At 68.0% G+C, this 15,428-nt stretch carries 11 protein-coding genes; 9 read left to right on the top strand and 2 right to left on the bottom strand.

The genetic code is table 11. The features are described 5' to 3' along the window. Positions 1 to 126: 126 nt before the first annotated feature. Complete coding sequence (locus tag WG898_RS03230; RefSeq protein WP_339601612.1) at positions 127 to 588, top strand: Lrp/AsnC family transcriptional regulator; 462 nt, start codon at positions 127 to 129, stop codon at positions 586 to 588. 15 nt (positions 589 to 603) lie between these two features. Here the strand turns inward: WG898_RS03230 and WG898_RS03225 are convergent, their stop codons facing one another. Both WG898_RS03225 and WG898_RS03220 read right to left on the bottom strand, forming a co-directional pair. Next, positions 604 to 1,323 (bottom strand): site-2 protease family protein, encoded by a 720-nt coding sequence (locus WG898_RS03225; protein WP_339601302.1) that lies wholly within the window; start codon positions 1,321 to 1,323, stop codon positions 604 to 606. Positions 1,324 to 1,834: 511 nt separating this feature from the next. After that, a complete protein-coding gene (locus WG898_RS03220; protein WP_339601301.1) occupies positions 1,835 to 5,404 on the bottom strand; it encodes an indolepyruvate ferredoxin oxidoreductase family protein in 3,570 nt (1,189 codons plus the stop codon). Positions 5,405 to 5,623: 219 nt separating this feature from the next. Between WG898_RS03220 and WG898_RS03215 the strand changes: the two genes are divergently transcribed. The 8 genes from WG898_RS03215 to WG898_RS03180 all read left to right on the top strand — a co-directional run bounded on the left by WG898_RS03215 (position 5,624) and on the right by WG898_RS03180 (position 15,427). Further along, positions 5,624 to 6,148 carry an Lrp/AsnC family transcriptional regulator gene (locus tag WG898_RS03215; RefSeq protein WP_339601300.1) on the top strand — a complete coding sequence of 175 codons (525 nt, stop codon included), beginning with the start codon at positions 5,624 to 5,626 and terminating at the stop codon, positions 6,146 to 6,148. A 114-nt stretch (positions 6,149 to 6,262) separates the two neighbouring features. Beyond that, a complete protein-coding gene (locus WG898_RS03210; protein WP_339601299.1) occupies positions 6,263 to 7,099 on the top strand; it encodes a DUF2306 domain-containing protein in 837 nt (278 codons plus the stop codon). A gap of 14 nt (positions 7,100 to 7,113) precedes the next feature. Further along, positions 7,114 to 8,199, top strand: coding sequence for a sensor histidine kinase (locus WG898_RS03205; protein WP_339601298.1), 1,086 nt, complete (start codon positions 7,114 to 7,116; stop codon positions 8,197 to 8,199). Continuing rightward, entirely contained in the window at positions 8,196 to 8,999 is an 804-nt protein-coding gene (locus tag WG898_RS03200) for a LytR/AlgR family response regulator transcription factor (protein WP_339601297.1), read from the top strand. Before WG898_RS03205 ends, WG898_RS03200 begins: the two co-directional genes overlap by 4 nt. A 112-nt stretch (positions 9,000 to 9,111) precedes the next feature. Beyond that, a complete protein-coding gene (locus WG898_RS03195; RefSeq protein ID WP_339601296.1) occupies positions 9,112 to 10,839 on the top strand; it encodes a LuxR C-terminal-related transcriptional regulator in 1,728 nt (575 codons plus the stop codon). Positions 10,840 to 11,025: 186 nt separating this feature from the next. Beyond that, positions 11,026 to 11,697: a hypothetical protein gene (locus WG898_RS03190; RefSeq protein ID WP_339601295.1), complete on the top strand. Its 672-nt coding sequence runs from the start codon at positions 11,026 to 11,028 to the stop codon at positions 11,695 to 11,697. Next, positions 11,694 to 14,225, top strand: a complete 2,532-nt coding sequence (locus WG898_RS03185) for a hypothetical protein (protein ID WP_339601294.1) — start codon at positions 11,694 to 11,696, stop codon at positions 14,223 to 14,225. The genes WG898_RS03190 and WG898_RS03185 overlap by 4 nt, the downstream gene beginning before the upstream one ends. A gap of 92 nt (positions 14,226 to 14,317) precedes the next feature. Further along, positions 14,318 to 15,427, top strand: a complete 1,110-nt coding sequence (locus WG898_RS03180; RefSeq protein WP_339601293.1) for a GGDEF domain-containing protein — start codon at positions 14,318 to 14,320, stop codon at positions 15,425 to 15,427. The last annotated feature ends 1 nt before the right edge of the window (position 15,428 follow it).

Raw genomic sequence — 15,428 nt, 5'->3', positions numbered from 1 at the left:
CGTGCTCCGGTGAGGTTTGGAAGATGGCGAAATTCTGCGCATCCACGCGGAGCAAGCGATCGCGTTCTTTACCGTGTGGGCTCCGATAATTGGAAACACATTCCAAAATCTGGTGGGCGAATGAAACTGGATGCGATTGATATCAAGATCCTGCAAATCCTGCAGGTGGACGCCGAGCAACAGCTGGCGCAGATCGCCGCCGCCGTGGGGCTCTCCGCCACGCCCTGCTGGCGCCGCATCCAGCGCATGAAGGAAGCCGGCGTGATCAGCCGCCAGGTGGCCCTGGTGGACCCGCGCCAGGTGAATGTGGGGGTGACGGTGTTCGTCTCGGTGCGCACCAGCACGCACACGCAGGAATGGTTCGAGATCTTTCGCGCCACCGTACAGGCCATCCCCGAGGTGGTGGAGTTCTACCGCATGAGCGGCGACATCGACTACCTGCTGCGCATCGTGGTGCCCGACATCGCGGCCTACGACGCCGTCTACAAGCGCCTGATCGCCGGCACCCAGCTCTTCGACGTGAGCTCCAGCTTTGCGATGGAGGAGCTCAAGTTCACCACGGCCTTGCCGCTCACATACGTGAAGTGACGACCAGCGCCGTGCTCAGCGCGGCATGGCGTTCAGCATCTCGTGAACATCGTGCGTCATCACCGCCAGAAAGCCGGCCAGCGCGATGTAGTACGTGCCGTACTCCCACTTCACCGCCGTGGGCACGGCGTAATAGGTCTCCGCTTCCACGCTGTCGTGCCGGTATTTCCAGGCCTTCCAGAGCTGCGGCCAGGCCATCAGCGCGATCAGGAACAGCATCGGACTGGGCCGCCATATGAACAGCGCCACCAGCACCGGCACGCCCAAGAACCAGATGCGCGGCGAGAGCACCGCGGTGATGCGCCCGCCGTCAAAGGGCGAGAGCGGGATCAGGTTGAAGAGGTTCAGAAAAAAACCGCTGTAGGCCACCGCCAGCAGCCAGTCGATGCCCCAGTTGCGGGCCGCGAAATAGACCAGCACCGCTCCGATAGTGCCCAGGAGCGGCCCGCCCAGGCCCACATAGGCCTCGGTCTGCGCGTCATGCGGCAGCTCCTTGAGTTCGATCCAGGCGCCCACAAAGGGGATGAAGGTCGGCGCGCCGACGTTCAGGCCCTTGTGCCGCGCCGCGATGTAATGCCCCATCTCGTGCACGAACAGCAGGGCCACAAAGCCCACCGCATAGCGCCAGCCATAGATCCAGGCGTAGACGAACACCGAGAGCAGCATGCTGCCGCCGGTAGTGAGCAGCTTGCCGAACTTGAGCCCGGAGAAGAGCAGGAGCAGGAGTTTGAGCATGGGCGCGACCTTATCAGGACTCGGGGATGGGCGGCCGGAACCGGCGCCAAGCCGCCTGTTGTGGGTTGGCGTGTGCCAAGCGACGCCGGGGGTGTGATTCCGTTCATGCCTGGGCCAGAGGCCCAGTCCTTCGCCAGGCTCAAGCAGTCCACAGGACTGTTTGAGTCCGGGCTCAGTCCCCCGCCCACGCCCTGCGGGCGCCGGCTCCTCCTTTACTTCACTCCACCACACCCCCGACGCCACTTGGCAATTCCACCGCAGGCCGCCTGCAAGGGATTGGCACGGCCTGCCACCTCCATGCAGTGCAAGGCGGTGGATGTGCCAAGGGCGTCGGGTGAGGGGCGCAGCGAGGTAGAGGAGGAGGGCCTGGCGAAGCCAGGGCCGGGGGACAGGAGCGAAGTCCCTCACCCGATGGCCTTGGCAAACAGAGCAGACTCAATAGCCCAAAGAACAAGACCCGCCGGCCTTGCGGCACAGCGGGTCTTGATGAAGCGAGCTCAGCGCCAGCGCATCAAGCCGCGCGCCACTGCCCCATCAGCGTCTGCCACTTGGCCTTGGCGGCGTGCAGATGGCGTTCCTTCACATGGCCATAGCCGCGGATCTCCTCGGGGATGCGGGCGATCTCGGTGGCCAGCGCCAGACGCTCGGGCGTCAGGCCCTTGCTCAGGATGGCCTCAATGCTCTCGCGGTACTCGCCAATCAGCGCGCGTTCCATCTTGCGCTCTTCTGTGCGGCCGAAGATGTCGAAGGCGGTGCCGCGCAGGCCCTTGAGCTTGGCCAAGATGCCGAAGGCCGGGCGCACCCAGGCGCCCCAGAATCCATCAAACGGCTGCTTGACCAGCTCGCCCTTCTCGTTCTTCTTGGCCAGCAGCGGCGGGGCCAGGTGGTGCACCAGCTTGTAGTCGCCTTCGAACTGCGCGGCGATCTTGTCAAGGAACTTGGCATCGGTGTGCAGGCGCGCCACCTCGTACTCGTCCTTGTAGGCCATCAACTTGAAGAGGTAGCGGGCCACCGCCTCGGTGAGCTTGGTGCTGTTGAGCTTGCCCTCGGCCGCGCGCACCTTCTCGACGAAGGCCCTGTACTGCTCGGCATAGGCGGCGTTCTGGTAGTCGGTGAGGAACTCCACCCGCTTGGCCACCAGCTCGTCGACGCCGGGGCGCTTGACGATGTTGATGACCTGGGTCGCGGCATACAGGCTCTGCACCGCGGCCAGATCGACGGCGCAGCGGCGGCCCCACTCGAAGGCGGCCTTGTTGTTGTCGATCTGCACATTGTTGAGCTCGATGGCGCGCATCAGCGCGGCATAGCTCAGCGGCACGCGGCCCTTTTGCCAGGCGTAGCCCAGCATCAGGGGGTTGGTGTAGAGCGAATCGCCCAGCAGCTTGACGGACACCTCCTCGGCATCAAAGCTGCCCAGCCCGGCCTGGCCCACGGCCTTGCCGACGGCGGCCTCGCAGGCGGCGCCCGGGAAGCTCCAGTTGGCATCGTTCACCAGCGTGGCGGTGGGCGAGCCATGGGTGTTGAGCGCCACAAAGGTACGGCCTTCGCGCATCACCTGCAGCGAGGCCTTGTTGGCGGCGACGATGGAATCGCAGGCGATCACCAGATCGGCCTCGGCGGTGCCGACCTTGGTGCAGTGGATGTCGTCGGCATGGTTGGCGATCTGGATATGGCTCCAGGTGGCGCCACCCTTTTGCGCCAGACCGGCGGCATCCTGGGTGATCACGCCCTTGCCTTCCAGGTGCGCGGCCATGCCCAGCAACTGGCCGATCGTGATCACGCCGGTGCCGCCCACGCCCGCCACCACGATGCCCCAGGCCTTGTCGGCGTTAGGTATTTGCGGCTGCGGGATGGCCGGCAGCGCGCTGTCGAAGGGGCTGCGACGGCTTTCCTTCTTGGGCTTCTTGAGCTCGCCGCCCTCGACGGTGACGAAGCTGGGGCAGAAGCCCTTCACGCAGGAATAGTCCTTGTTGCAGGTGTTCTGGTTGATCTGGCGCTTGCGGCCGAAATCGGTCTCCAGCGGCTCGATCGACAGGCAGTTGGACTGCACCGAGCAATCGCCGCAGCCCTCGCACACCAGCTCGTTGATGACCACGCGCTTGGCCGGGTCCACCAGCTTGCCGCGCTTGCGGCGGCGGCGCTTCTCGGTGGCACAGGTCTGGTCGTAGATGATGGCAGTGGTGCCCTTGATCTCGCGGAACTGGCGCTGGATCGCATCGAGCTCGTCGCGGTGGTGCACGGTCACGCCGGCAAGCAGTGAGACGCCGTTGTACTTGCTCGGCTCGTCGGTCACGATCACCAGCTTGGCCACGCCCTCGGAGATCAGGCTCTGCATGATCTGCAGCACCGTGTGGCCCTCGGCGCGTTCGCCCACCTGCTGGCCGCCGGTCATCGCGACGGCGTCGTTGTAGAGCACCTTGTAGGTGATGTTCACGCCCGAGGCGATGCTCTGGCGTATCGCCAGGATGCCGCTGTGGAAGTAGGTGCCGTCGCCCAGGTTGGAGAAGATGTGCTTCTCGTCGGTGAACCATTGCTGGCCGGTCCATGGCACGCCCTCGCCGCCCATCTGGGTGAAGGTGGCGGTGTTGCGGCCGGGCATCCAGGTCACCATGTAGTGGCAGCCGATGCCGCCCACGGCGCGCGAGCCCTCGGGCACGCGGGTGCTGGTGTTGTGCGGGCAGCCGCTGCAGAACCATGGCGTGCGGTCCGCGCCGCCGGCGGTCTGGGCCTCGGCCTTGAGCGCGTTTTCCTTGGCATCAATGATGGCCATGCGCGCGTCCAGGCGCGCCGCTACGTCCGCATCGACGCCCAGCTTCTTCAGGCGCTTGGCGATGGCGCGGGCGATGATGGCCGGGGTCAGGTCGGCCTGCGGGCGCAGCAGCCAGTTCTTGCTGGGGTTGGGCAGGCCCCATTCACCACCCATGCCGCCTTCGGCGTCGTCGTCGAACTTGCCCAGCACATGCGGGCGCACGTCGGGGCGCCAGTTGTAGAGCTGTTCCTTGATCTGGTATTCGATGACCTGGCGCTTTTCTTCAACGACCAGGATTTCCTTCAGGCCGTCGGCGAAGTCGCGCGTGATGGTGGCTTCCAGCGGCCACACCACATTCACCTTGTGCAGGCGGATGCCAAGGCGGCGGCAGGTGTCGTCGTCCAGGCCGAGGTCGTGCAGGGCCTGGCGCGTGTCGTTGTAGGCCTTGCCCGAGGCGATCAGACCGAAGCGGTCCTGCTTGCTCTCGATGACGTTGTAGTTGAGCTTGTTGGCACGCACATAGGCCAGCGCGGCGTACCACTTGTGGTCCATCATGCGCGCTTCCTGGTCCAGCGGCGGATCCGGCCAGCGGATGTGCAGCCCGCCAGCGGGCATGGGGAAGTCGGTGGGGATGACGATCTTGACGCGGTCCGGGTCCACGCTCACCGAGGCCGAGGACTCGACGATCTCCTGGATCGTCTTCATGCCCGACCACAGGCCCGAGAAGCGGCTCATCGCGATCGCATGCAGGCCCATGTCCAGGATGTCCTGCACGCTGCTGGGGAAGAACACCGGGAAGCCAGCGGCCTTGAAGACATGGTCACTCTGGTGCGCGGCGGTGGAGCTCTTGGCGATATGGTCGTCGCCCGCCACCGCGATCACGCCGCCATGCTTGGCGGTGCCGGCCATATTGGCGTGCTTGAACACGTCGATGCTGCGGTCCACGCCCGGACCCTTGCCGTACCAGATGCCGAACACGCCGTCGAACTTGTTCTTCTCGGGGAACAGGTCCAGCTGCTGCGTGCCCCATACGGCCGTCGCACCCAGTTCCTCGTTGACGCCCGGCTGGAACACGATGTTCTGCTTGGCCAGGTGTTTCTTGGCCGCCTGCAGGGCCTGGTCGTAGCCGCCCAGCGGCGAGCCGCGGTAGCCCGACACAAAGCCGGCGGTGTTCAGCCCGGCCATCGCGTCGCGCGTGCGCTGCAGCATGGGCAGGCGCACCAGGGCCTGCACCCCGCTCATGAAGGCACGGCCGTGCTCGAGCGCGTACTTGTCGTCCAGCGTGACCTTTTCCAGCGCGCGCAGGATATGGTCGGGTAGCGGTGCATTCATCGGGGGAACTCCAGAGGGTGGGCGGGGCAGGCGGGGCGACTTGTGATCGCGCGCATGGCCGTGATTTCGGCAGTATGTGCCGGCAGGGGAGTGTAGGGAAAGGGCCGCGATGGGTGCTTGCTAATTGCCGCGCGATTTGCGTTCGTTGAGCAATAATCTTTCTCAGCTACCCAATTGAGGTGACGATTGGTATCCAAGAACTCAAAATCAGGGCAAACCATGAGCAAGCCCGCGGTGCTGCCTGACGAACCGGCCTCGCAGGGCGACAGCCTGGATCGCTGGCATATCGCCATCCTGGCCGAGCTGCAGCGCGATGCGCGGCTCTCGAATGCCGAGCTGGCGGCGCGCATCGGCCTCTCGGCCGCGCCCACCTGGCGGCGTGTGCGCTGGCTGGAGGAGCAGGGCTTCATCACCGGCTACCGCGCCGAGATCGACCGCCGCAAGGTCGGTCTGGGCGTGCTGGCCTTTGTGCGCCTGGACGCCGACCGCAACAACGGCGCCTCCACCAAGCCGCTGGAAGACGCGATCCGCGAGCTGCCCGAGGTGATCTCCTGCCACTACATCTCGGGGGCAGGCACCTTCGAGCTGCAGGTGCTGGCCACCGACCTCGACGCCTTCAGCCGCTTCACCATCGACACCTTGCTGAATCTGCCGAACGTGAAGGATGTGCACACCAGCTTCTCGCTGGGCGAGGTCAAGGCGGGGGGCATGACGCCGCTGGCGCAGCTGGGCGCCAAGGGCTGACCAGGCCCTGCCGGCGTTGCTTCGTCGCCGCCCGGCGTGGCCCGTCGCGCCGTGCCACCGGGCGGGCGCGGGCTTGGGCACAGTGGCCGCCATGTTCATGTTCGAGACCCCGCCATGAGTGCCGTGCTGACCCCCTCCTTCGCCCAGGCCCCGGTGGCCACGTCCGCCAGGCTGCTGGCGCGCAGCATGGCCGTCTGGCTGTCCGTGGCCCTGCTGGGCCAGCTGCTCTTCGTCGTCTATGTCATGGGCTTCTACGGCCGCCATGCCTGGCAGGGCCGGCCCGAGCTGTGGAACAAGGTGCTGCCGCATGGCTGGGAGGCAGGGCATACGCTGGGCAACAGCGTGCTGGCCGGTCACCTGCTCTTCACTGTGGTGATCCTGGTGGGCGGTGCGCTGCAGCTGCTGCCCGCGCTGCGGCGCCGGGCACCGGCCCTGCACCGCTGGAACGGCCGGCTCTACCTGCTCTCGGCCCTGCTGCTTAGCCTGGGCGGGCTGGCCATGGTGTGGACGCGCGAGGGCGTGGGCCTGGGCGGCCTGGGCCAGCGGCTGGGCATCAGCCTGAACGCGCTGCTGATCCTGGGCTTTGCCTGGCTGGGCTGGCAGGCCGCCCGCGCACGCCGCTTTGACGCGCACCGGCGCTGGATGCTGCGGCTGTTTCTGGTGGTGGGCGGGGTCTGGTTCTTCCGCATCGGCCTGATGCTGTGGTTGGTGGTGCACCGGGCGCCGGTGGGCTTCGACCCCAAGACCTTCGAGGGCCCGTTTCTTACCTTTCTGAGCTTCGCGCAGACCCTGCTGCCGCTCGCGGTGCTGCAACTGGTGCTGTGGGCGCAGGCCAGCCGCCGCGCGCTGCCACAGGCCGCCATGGCCGGCGTGCTGGCCTTGCTGACCCTGGCCACGGCGGCCGGCATGGGCGCCGCCGCCATGCTGATGTGGCTGCCACGCCTGGCCTGAGTTAGGCTGCCGCCGTGAATGAAGCCAGCACCCCAGCAGCCAAACCGCAAGGCCTGCGCCTGCTGTTCAACCCGCGCCGGCTGCGCGCCACCGCCATCGCCACCTTGCTGCTGGCCCTGCCCATCAGCCTGACCTGGCAGAGCGGCAAGCTTAGCTTCGTCATGCGCGCTGTTTCGGTGGGCCTGAGCGCGATGCTGGCCTATGGCCTGGCCGAGCAATGGCCGCGCCGCCTGCCGGCCTGGCTGGCGCGCTGGGCCCTGCAGGTGCTGGCGGTCGCGCTCGCGATTCCGATCTGCACCCTGAGCATCTATGTGCTCAGCACCCCGGCCGGTGCGCCGCCCTTCTGGCGCGAGAGTGCGCGCTTGAGCGGCTTTCTGATGCTGACCATTTTTCCCCTGCTGGTGGCGCCCTGGGTGGCACTCACCGCCCTGGTGCGTCAGCGCGAGGCCTGGGCGCGCGAGCAGGCCCTGGCCTTCGAGCTCGAGCGCAGCGAGCTGGCGCGCCAGGCCCTGGACGCGCGCATGCGCCTGCTTAGCGCCCAGGTGCAGCCGCATTTTCTGTTCAACACCCTGGCGAATGTGCATGCCCTGGTGGAGACCGACGCGCCGCATGCCAGCGCGGTGCTGGAGCATCTGATCGAGTACCTGCGGGCGGCCGTGCCGCGCCTGGACGAGAGCCAATGCCTGCTGTACCAGGAACTGGAGCTGGTGCGCGCCTACCTGGGCCTGATGCAGATGCGCATGCCGGACCGCCTGAGCTTTGGCATCGAGGTCGAACCCGGCTGCGAGCGCCTGCGCTGCCCGGCCATGAGTCTGCTGACGCTGGTGGAGAACGCCGTGCGCCACGGCATAGACCCGAGCGAGGAGGGCGGTCGGATCGATGTCAAGGTGTGGCGCGAGGGCCTGCGCTGCCGGCTGCAGGTGCGCGACACCGGCGTGGGCCTGCGCGCCGGCGGCAGCGGCCTGGGCACCGGCCTGGCCGGCCTGCGTGAGCGCCTGGCCCTGGTGTTCGACGGCGATGCCACACTCACGCTGCGCGAGGTGCTGCCGCATGGGGTCAGCGCCGAGCTGGATCTGCCCGCCCAGGATTTGAGCGCATGAGCGAAGCTGCCCCCACCGCCCTGATCGCCGACGACGAACCGCTCTTGCGCGCGGTGCTGCGCCGCCGCCTGGCCGAGGCCTGGCCGGCGCTGCGGATCGTCGCCGAGGTGCGCAATGGCCGCGAGGCGATCGCGCAGGTCGAGGCGCTGCGGCCCGACATCTGTTTTCTGGACGTGCACATGCCTGGCGTCGACGGCGTCGAGGCGGCACGCCGCATCGGCCGGCGCGCGCACCTGGTGTTCGTCACCGCCTACGAGCAATACGCGCTGCAGGCCTTCGAGCATGGGGTGCTCGATTACCTCGTCAAACCGGTCACGTCCACGCGCCTGGCCGAGACGGTGCAGCGCCTGCAGGAGCGCCTGGCCAGCGCGGCGCCGGTGGTGCATTCCGAGGCCTTGCTGCAGCAGCTGGCGGCACAGCTGGCGCGCGCCGCCGGCATCGCCGCGCCCGGCGTCGAGCCGCTGCGCTGGTTGCGTGCCTCGGTGGGCAATGCGCTGCGCATGATCCCGGTGCAGGCGATCGCCTATCTGCGCGCCGATGCCAAGTACACGCTGGTGGCCTGGCGCGACGAGGAGGAGGGCAAGCACGCCGAGGCGCTGGTCCGGCTCTCGCTCAGGGAACTGCTGGCGCAGCTGGACCCGGCCCAGTTCGCACAGGTGCACCGCGCGGTGGTGGTGAACCTGGCGGCGATCCAGCGCGTCACCCGCGGCGACAACGAGACCGCCGAGATCGCGCTCAAGGGCAGGCCCGAACGCCTGCCGGTGAGCCGCAGCTATCTGCATCTGTTCAAGGAGATGTAGCAGTCCCCTAAACTGGGCCACGCCCCGGCCCGCATGGCCGGCGCCACCTTGCCGAACCTGCCACCCATGACGGACATCCGCGCCAAGCGCTTGCTGCACAAGAGCATGCCGCATGACTGAGCCCGCCGCGAGCCTGCCTCTGTATCTGTCGGGCGCCCAGCTGGCGGCGCTGGAGTGCCAGCTGCCCGGGGCGCAGCCGGCGCAAAGTGCGGCCTTGGCCTGGGCCCTGCGGCAGCGCGACAGCAGCCGCGCCCAACGACTGGTGGACGAGGCGCTGACCCAGTTGCGCGCTGCGGCCGGCACGCCCGACTGGCGCCTGCAGATCCGGCTGGCGCTGACGGGCAGTGAGATCGCCGCCCTGTTCGGGCGCCTGGACGCGGCCGAGGAGCAGCTGGCGCACGCCCGCGCCTGGCTGGCCGAGCACCCCGATCCGCTGGCCAGCGGCGATGCGCTGCTGGCCGAGGCCGCCGTGGCCAAGGCGCGCGGCCAGCGCGAGCGCGAGCTCGATGCCTACCGGCGTGCCGCGGCCGTCTACGCCGAGGCGCGGCTGCTCGAGCGCCAGGCGCTGGCCGAGGCCTGGGCTGCCTACGAGGGCGCTTTTGTCGATCCGGGCGAGGCTCCGCCCGCGGGCGTGGGCATCGACGCGGCGGGCGATGCGCTGTGGAGCGCGGCACGCGCGCTGCGCCTGTCGCGGCGCGAGCCGGCCGAGGCGGCGGCGCTGTTCCTGCATGCCAGCGAGCAGGCCCAGCGCATGGGACTGCTGCGCCTGGCGCTGATCTGCGTCATCAACGCCGGCACGGCGCTGCAGGGCCTGGGCGAGACCGACGATGCGGTGGCCTGTTTCGACCTGGCCGAACGCGTCGCCCAACAGACCGGCTGGCCGACCCTGCTGGGCGCCATCCAGACGCGCCTGGCGGCGCTCTTCAACGAACTCGGCCGACTGGAGGAGGCGCATGAGCTGGCCAGCGCCTCGCTGCGCTCGCTGGCCGCCACGCCGGGCGGCATCAACCGCGCCAATGCCTGCGCCGAGCTGTCGCGCAACCTGCTGCTGCAGGGGCGTGGCGTCGAGGCGGTGGCGCCCATGGACGAGGCGATACGCATGTACCGCGAGGCTCGCTCGACCGACAACCTGGCGCTGTGCCTGATCCATCAATCGCGCGCCCTGGCCGCGGCGGGCCGGCCCGATGCGGCGCTGGCGGCGATTGCCGAGGCCCGCGAGCTGATCGCCGCGCATGGCTTCACGGCCCTGACCCTGGGCGTTTACGAGGCGCTGGCGGAGATCCATCGCCGCCACCGTCTGCCGCCCCCGGCCGAGATGCGCGCGGCCACGCCGGCCCTGCACTACTCGCTGGCCGCGCTGCACGAGGGCCAGCAGATCCCCGGCTGGAAGCCGCTCGCCCCGCTCTATATCGAGCTGGCCGACGATTGCGCGGCCGCGCAGGACTGGCCCGCCGCCTTCGGCCACGCGCGCAAGGCCATCGAGCTGCTGCAGCAGCAGCAACAGCGTCAGCCGGCCAGCGGCCAGGCGCCGGCCGCGCGCCGTGTGGCCGAGGCGCCGCTGGCCTTGCTGTCGGATGAGGGCGGCCTGTGGCGCCCGGCCTTTGCCACCCCGCTGGGCGATGCGGACGCCGCGGCCGCGGCGCTGCAGATGACGCCGCGCGAGCGCGCCATCCTGGCCTTGCTGGCGCGCGGCTATTCGAACAAGGAAATTGCCCAGGCCTTGGCGATCGGCGACGAAACGGTCAAGTGGCACCTGAAGAAGGTCTACGCCAAGCTGCAGGCCGGCACGCGCAAGCACGCGGTGAGCCGTGCCCGGGCGCTGGGCCTGATCGGCGCCTGATAGGCGGGCCCCGAGCCTCCGGCGTCGAGGCCGGCAGCGGCCTCATGGCTTTCCCGCCCCCATGGCTCAGGGCCCCCCGCGCCGGGGGGCCCGGGCCACCCCCCTGGCTCCCTATGCTGGGCCTTCCCGGTGCCCGCATGTCTGCATGTGAACGCACCGCCGCCCCAGCCCATAGGAGAGACCCCCATGATTGCTCGCCCCGAGGCGCCCGAGCCCCGAGCCCCTTCCGCCACCAGTGCCTGGCGCCAGACCGGCCTGGCGGCCTTGCTGCTGGCCGGCGCCCTGACGGCCATGCCGGCGGCGGCCACCCAACTGCTGCCGCACAACCTCACCAAGCTGATCGCAACCTCCGACCTGATCGTCTCCGGCACGGTCAAGAACGTCAGCGACGGCATGGACAACGGTGTGCCCTACACCGAGGTGACCCTGTCGGTGGCCTCCTCGGCCAAGAAGAAGCTGGCTCCGCGCTCGGAGTTCAAGTTCCGCCAGTTCGGCATGCTCAAGCCCCGCAAGATGGCCAATGGCAAGTTCTTCCTGGGCCAGGCGCCCGAGGGCTTTGCCAAGTGGCGCAAGGACGAGCAGGTCATCGCCTTCATGTACCGGCCCGCGGCCAAGACCGGGCTGCGCACCACCGTGGGCCTGGAGCAGGGCAAGTTCACCACGGTGGGCGGACGCACCGCGAATGCCGATTTCAACCGCAACCTGTTCAAGGACGTGGCGGTCAACGCCGGCCTGCTGAGCGCTACCGAAACCGCGATGCTGAAGAAGCCCGCCGGCGATGTGGACGCCGTAGCACTGATGTCGCTGGTGAACCGCGCGGTTGCCGGCCAGTGGATTGAAAAAGGAGTGATGCGATGATGAATAACAAGACCTACCGAATCGTCGCCGCACTCGCGGTCGGCCTGCTGGGCAGCGTGGCCGTGCAGGCCGCCGGCCCGCTGATGCTCAACGACAAGCCGCGCGATCCCCAGCCGCTGCGCTGGAACACCGCCACGCCGATCCCGGTCTATACCGACCTGGGTGTCTTTACCTACGACTTCGACGGCACCACGCCCTTCATCACCAACGCGCGCGCCAACGAGATGGTCAAGTTCGCGATTGGGCAGTGGAGCGCCGTGCCGACCTCGACGCTGAAGGCCTACTGGGCCGGCGACTTCAGCAAGGTGCCGTCCATCAATGCCGACGTGACGGTGAACAATGCCCGGCAGGTCTATGCGCAGGAGAACGGGCGCGGACTGCATGTCGTCTACGACACCACCGGCGAGATCCTGGCCGACTTCTTCGGCGTCTCGCCCGACTCGGTGCTGGGCATCGCTTTCCCCAAGATCGCCATCGACAGCGACGGCGACGGCTACGAGGACACCATCGTCGAGGCGATGGCCCTGATGAACGGCTATGCGGTGCAGGCCAACGATACCGACGGCCGCTTCTTCAACGGCATCATGACGCATGAGTTCGGCCATGCCTTCAACCTGTCGCATTCGCAGGTGAACGGCTCGATGGCCTACTTCAGCATGCCGGGCTGGTACGACCTCTACCCCGGAGTACCTGGCTGCGTGCCGGCCCGCCACATCCCGGGCTGGGGCGGCAACGACATGCCCATCCAGTATGTCGAGACCATGTTCCCCTACATCAATCCGCGCGCCCAGATCGGCGCCGAGATGAGCACGGTGGACATGCCCGACGACATCGCGGCGATTTCCGACCTCTATCCCACCGCGGCCTACCGCAGCGGCACCGGCTCGATCAGCGGTGTGCTGCGCCTGAAGGACGGCCGCACCCCCTACAGCGGCATCAACATCATCGCCCGCAACGTCAACAACCCGCTCGGCGACGCCGTGTCGGCGATGACCGGGGATCAGACCCAGGGCAAGCTCGGCCCGGATGGCCGCTTCCGCATCAACAACCTGAAGCCGGGCCAAAGCTATTGGCTGTACATGGAGGAGATCGTCGCCGGCGGCTATCCGACCACGCCGCGCCCGTTGGTGTCCGAGGCCGAATACTGGAACGTGGCCGAGAGTGCCAACCCGGCCAACGACAAGGCCTGCGACATGACGGCCATCACCGCGGTGGCCGGCAGCACCCAGACCGCCAACCTGACCTTCAATGGCTATGACCAGGGCGTGCAGTTCTATCCGGTGGTCGATGCCGCGTTGGCAAAGCTGTCCAAGAACGGCGGCATGGCCTCGGGCCTGTTCTATGCGACCCAGTTCACCTGGGACATCAACAAGGGCATCCAGGTCATGCCGCCGAATGTGATCGGCACCAATGGCGCGATCAGCCGCAACGGGCAGAAGATCCTGGTCAACGCCGATCTCAACGGCAACGGCATCAACGCGATGGCCTTGTGGGCCGGCCCGGGCAAGCTCAGCAGCATCGGCGACCTGAATGGCGACAGCTGCGGCGGCGAGGGGCAGCAGGGCGTGTCCTCCAGCTACGGTTTTGCGATGGACGACGACGGCCGCACGGCGGTGGGTCTGGCCTATCTGGACGTCAAGAAGAACGGCCAATGCCAGGACAGCTTCGGCGGCTCCATCGTGCCGGTGGCCTGGACCGAGGCGGGCGGCATGCGCAAGCTCGACGACAGCGGCTTCGACTACGCGAGCGAAGGCTGGCTGCGCGCCCAGGCTGTGTCGGGCGACGGCAGCGTCGTGCTGGGCGAGACCAACTATTCGAAGGCAATGGCCTGGGTCAACCAGGGCAAGCGCATCGACCTGTTCAAGCTACACGGCGCGGTGAATGCCTATGCGGTGAATCGCGACGGCACCCGGGTCATGCTGGACACCACCAAGGCGGTCATGCGCAACTATGACGGTGTCAGCTACGAGGACCGCATCTCCAACGGCCCGCTGTTGTGGAACCCCAAGAAGGGTCCGAACGCGGTCAGCAAGATCGCCGGCCTGCGCTGGTGTACCGACGTGGCGCTGCCGGCGCAGATCGATTGGGCAACCTGGCAGTATGTCGATCGCTGCGCCACCGAGGGCCCGGCGGCCGTCGAGGCCGACCTCGGCCTGGTGCCGCTGCAGATCAACGACATGAGTGACGATGGCAAGGTCATCATCGGTCGTGCCGGCTCCTACTGGCTGGGCAACTTCGAGGGCGTGATGTGGGTCGAGGGCGTGGGCTGGATCAAGCTCGCGGACTTCTTCCGCAAGCAGGGCGTGGCCGAGGCCTACCGTCTGGGCATGCAGAACCCGGGCTCGATCAACGGCGCCGGCACCGAGATGGTGGGCGGCCTGCTGGGGGCGATGGGCACCTGGTATGTGGACATGAAGCAGGTCTTCGTGTGCCAGAACGGCAACTCGGTACAGACCGGCTTCCCGCTGGGCTTCATCTCCAAGATCCAGTCGGGCGCCAAGATGGGGCGCTGCGAACACCAGGGTTGACAGGAAGGGCAGCCCCCACCGCGCAAGGTGCAGGCGCAGGCTAGACTGCGGCGAGTCGTATCCCTTCAACGACTCTCCCCCGCGCCCACACCTTGCTGCCAGCACTGCGCCAAGCCCTCGCCGACCTGCTGCTCACCCGCGAGCCCAGGCAGCGCCTGCGCCTGGCCCAGGCCGGCCTGGCCCTGCTCTTGATGAGCCTCAGCATCGCGGTGATGCACTATGCCGTCTGGGTGGGCGAGGCGCCCCGCACGCCGGTGGCCTGGTGGACGGGCTTCTCGCTGGGCGGGCTGCTGGCCGCCTATCTGGCGATACGCTGCGGCTGGTCCTTGCGGCTCAAGGATCCCTCGCTGACGGTGCCGCAAATGGTTTATGCCATCGCTTGCGGGGCCGCGGGCTACGCGCTGGCCGGGCCGGTGCGCGGCGCGGTGTTTCCCATCCTGATGGTGATCCTGATGTTCGGCATGTTCCAGGTGCGCGCCCGCACGGCCTTGGCGGTGAGCCTGTACGCGCTCGCGATGATGGGCCTGGCGATGGCGCTGATGGCCTGGATCAAACCGGCGGTCTATGTGCCCGCGGTCGAGCTGGGCCATTTCGTGATGCTGGCCTGCATGCTGCCGGCGGTGTCGATACTGGCCGGGCGGCTGAGCCAGATACGCGAGCGCCTGGCCGAGCAGAAGAAGGAGCTGGCCGAGGCCTTGGCCCGTATCCAGGCCCTGGCCACGCGCGACGAGCTCACCGGCCTCCTGAACCGCCGTCATATGCAGACCCAGCTGGAGCAGGAACTGCTGCGCAGCCTGCGCAACGGCCGCGGCCTGTGCATCGCGCTGCTGGACATCGACCATTTCAAGCGCGTCAACGATAGCCATGGCCATGCCGCCGGCGATGCGGTGCTGCGCGCCTTTGCACGCACCTGCACCGAGACCCTGCGCGCCGCCGATGTGATGGCGCGCTGGGGCGGCGAGGAGTTCGTGGTCCTGCTCACCGACAGCAGCCTGCCGCCGGCCCTGGCCGCGCTGGAGCGCCTGCGTGAGCGCGTCGCAGAGCAGCGCGTGGCGGTGGCGGAAGCCAGCCTGAATGTGACCGTATCAGCCGGCCTGACCCAGCAACGTGCGGGCGAGACCCTGGAACAAACACTTGAACGTGCCGACCGCCTGCTTTACCGCGCCAAGCACGAGGGGCGCAATCGGGTGGAGATGGAGTAGG

This window comes from Paucibacter soli (genome assembly GCF_037482845.1).
GTDB lineage: Bacteria > Pseudomonadota > Gammaproteobacteria > Burkholderiales > Burkholderiaceae_C > Paucibacter_B > Paucibacter_B soli.
This window is presented reverse-complemented; position numbering and strand designations above follow the sequence as displayed.

Bases quoted from the DNA above. Each gene is read 5' to 3' on its own strand.
- WG898_RS03225 (WP_339601302.1), bottom strand. From the start codon at position 1,323: ATGCTCAAACTCCTGCTCCTGCTCTTCTCCGGGCTCAAGTTCGGCAAG.
- WG898_RS03220 (WP_339601301.1), bottom strand. From the start codon at position 5,404: ATGAATGCACCGCTACCCGACCATATCCTGCGCGCGCTGGAAAAGGTC.
- WG898_RS03215 (WP_339601300.1), top strand. From the start codon at position 5,624: ATGAGCAAGCCCGCGGTGCTGCCTGACGAACCGGCCTCGCAGGGCGAC.
- WG898_RS03210 (WP_339601299.1), top strand. From the start codon at position 6,263: ATGAGTGCCGTGCTGACCCCCTCCTTCGCCCAGGCCCCGGTGGCCACG.
- WG898_RS03200 (WP_339601297.1), top strand. From the start codon at position 8,196: ATGAGCGAAGCTGCCCCCACCGCCCTGATCGCCGACGACGAACCGCTC.
- WG898_RS03195 (WP_339601296.1), top strand. From the start codon at position 9,112: ATGACTGAGCCCGCCGCGAGCCTGCCTCTGTATCTGTCGGGCGCCCAG.
- WG898_RS03190 (WP_339601295.1), top strand. From the start codon at position 11,026: ATGATTGCTCGCCCCGAGGCGCCCGAGCCCCGAGCCCCTTCCGCCACC.
- WG898_RS03185 (WP_339601294.1), top strand. From the start codon at position 11,694: ATGATGAATAACAAGACCTACCGAATCGTCGCCGCACTCGCGGTCGGC.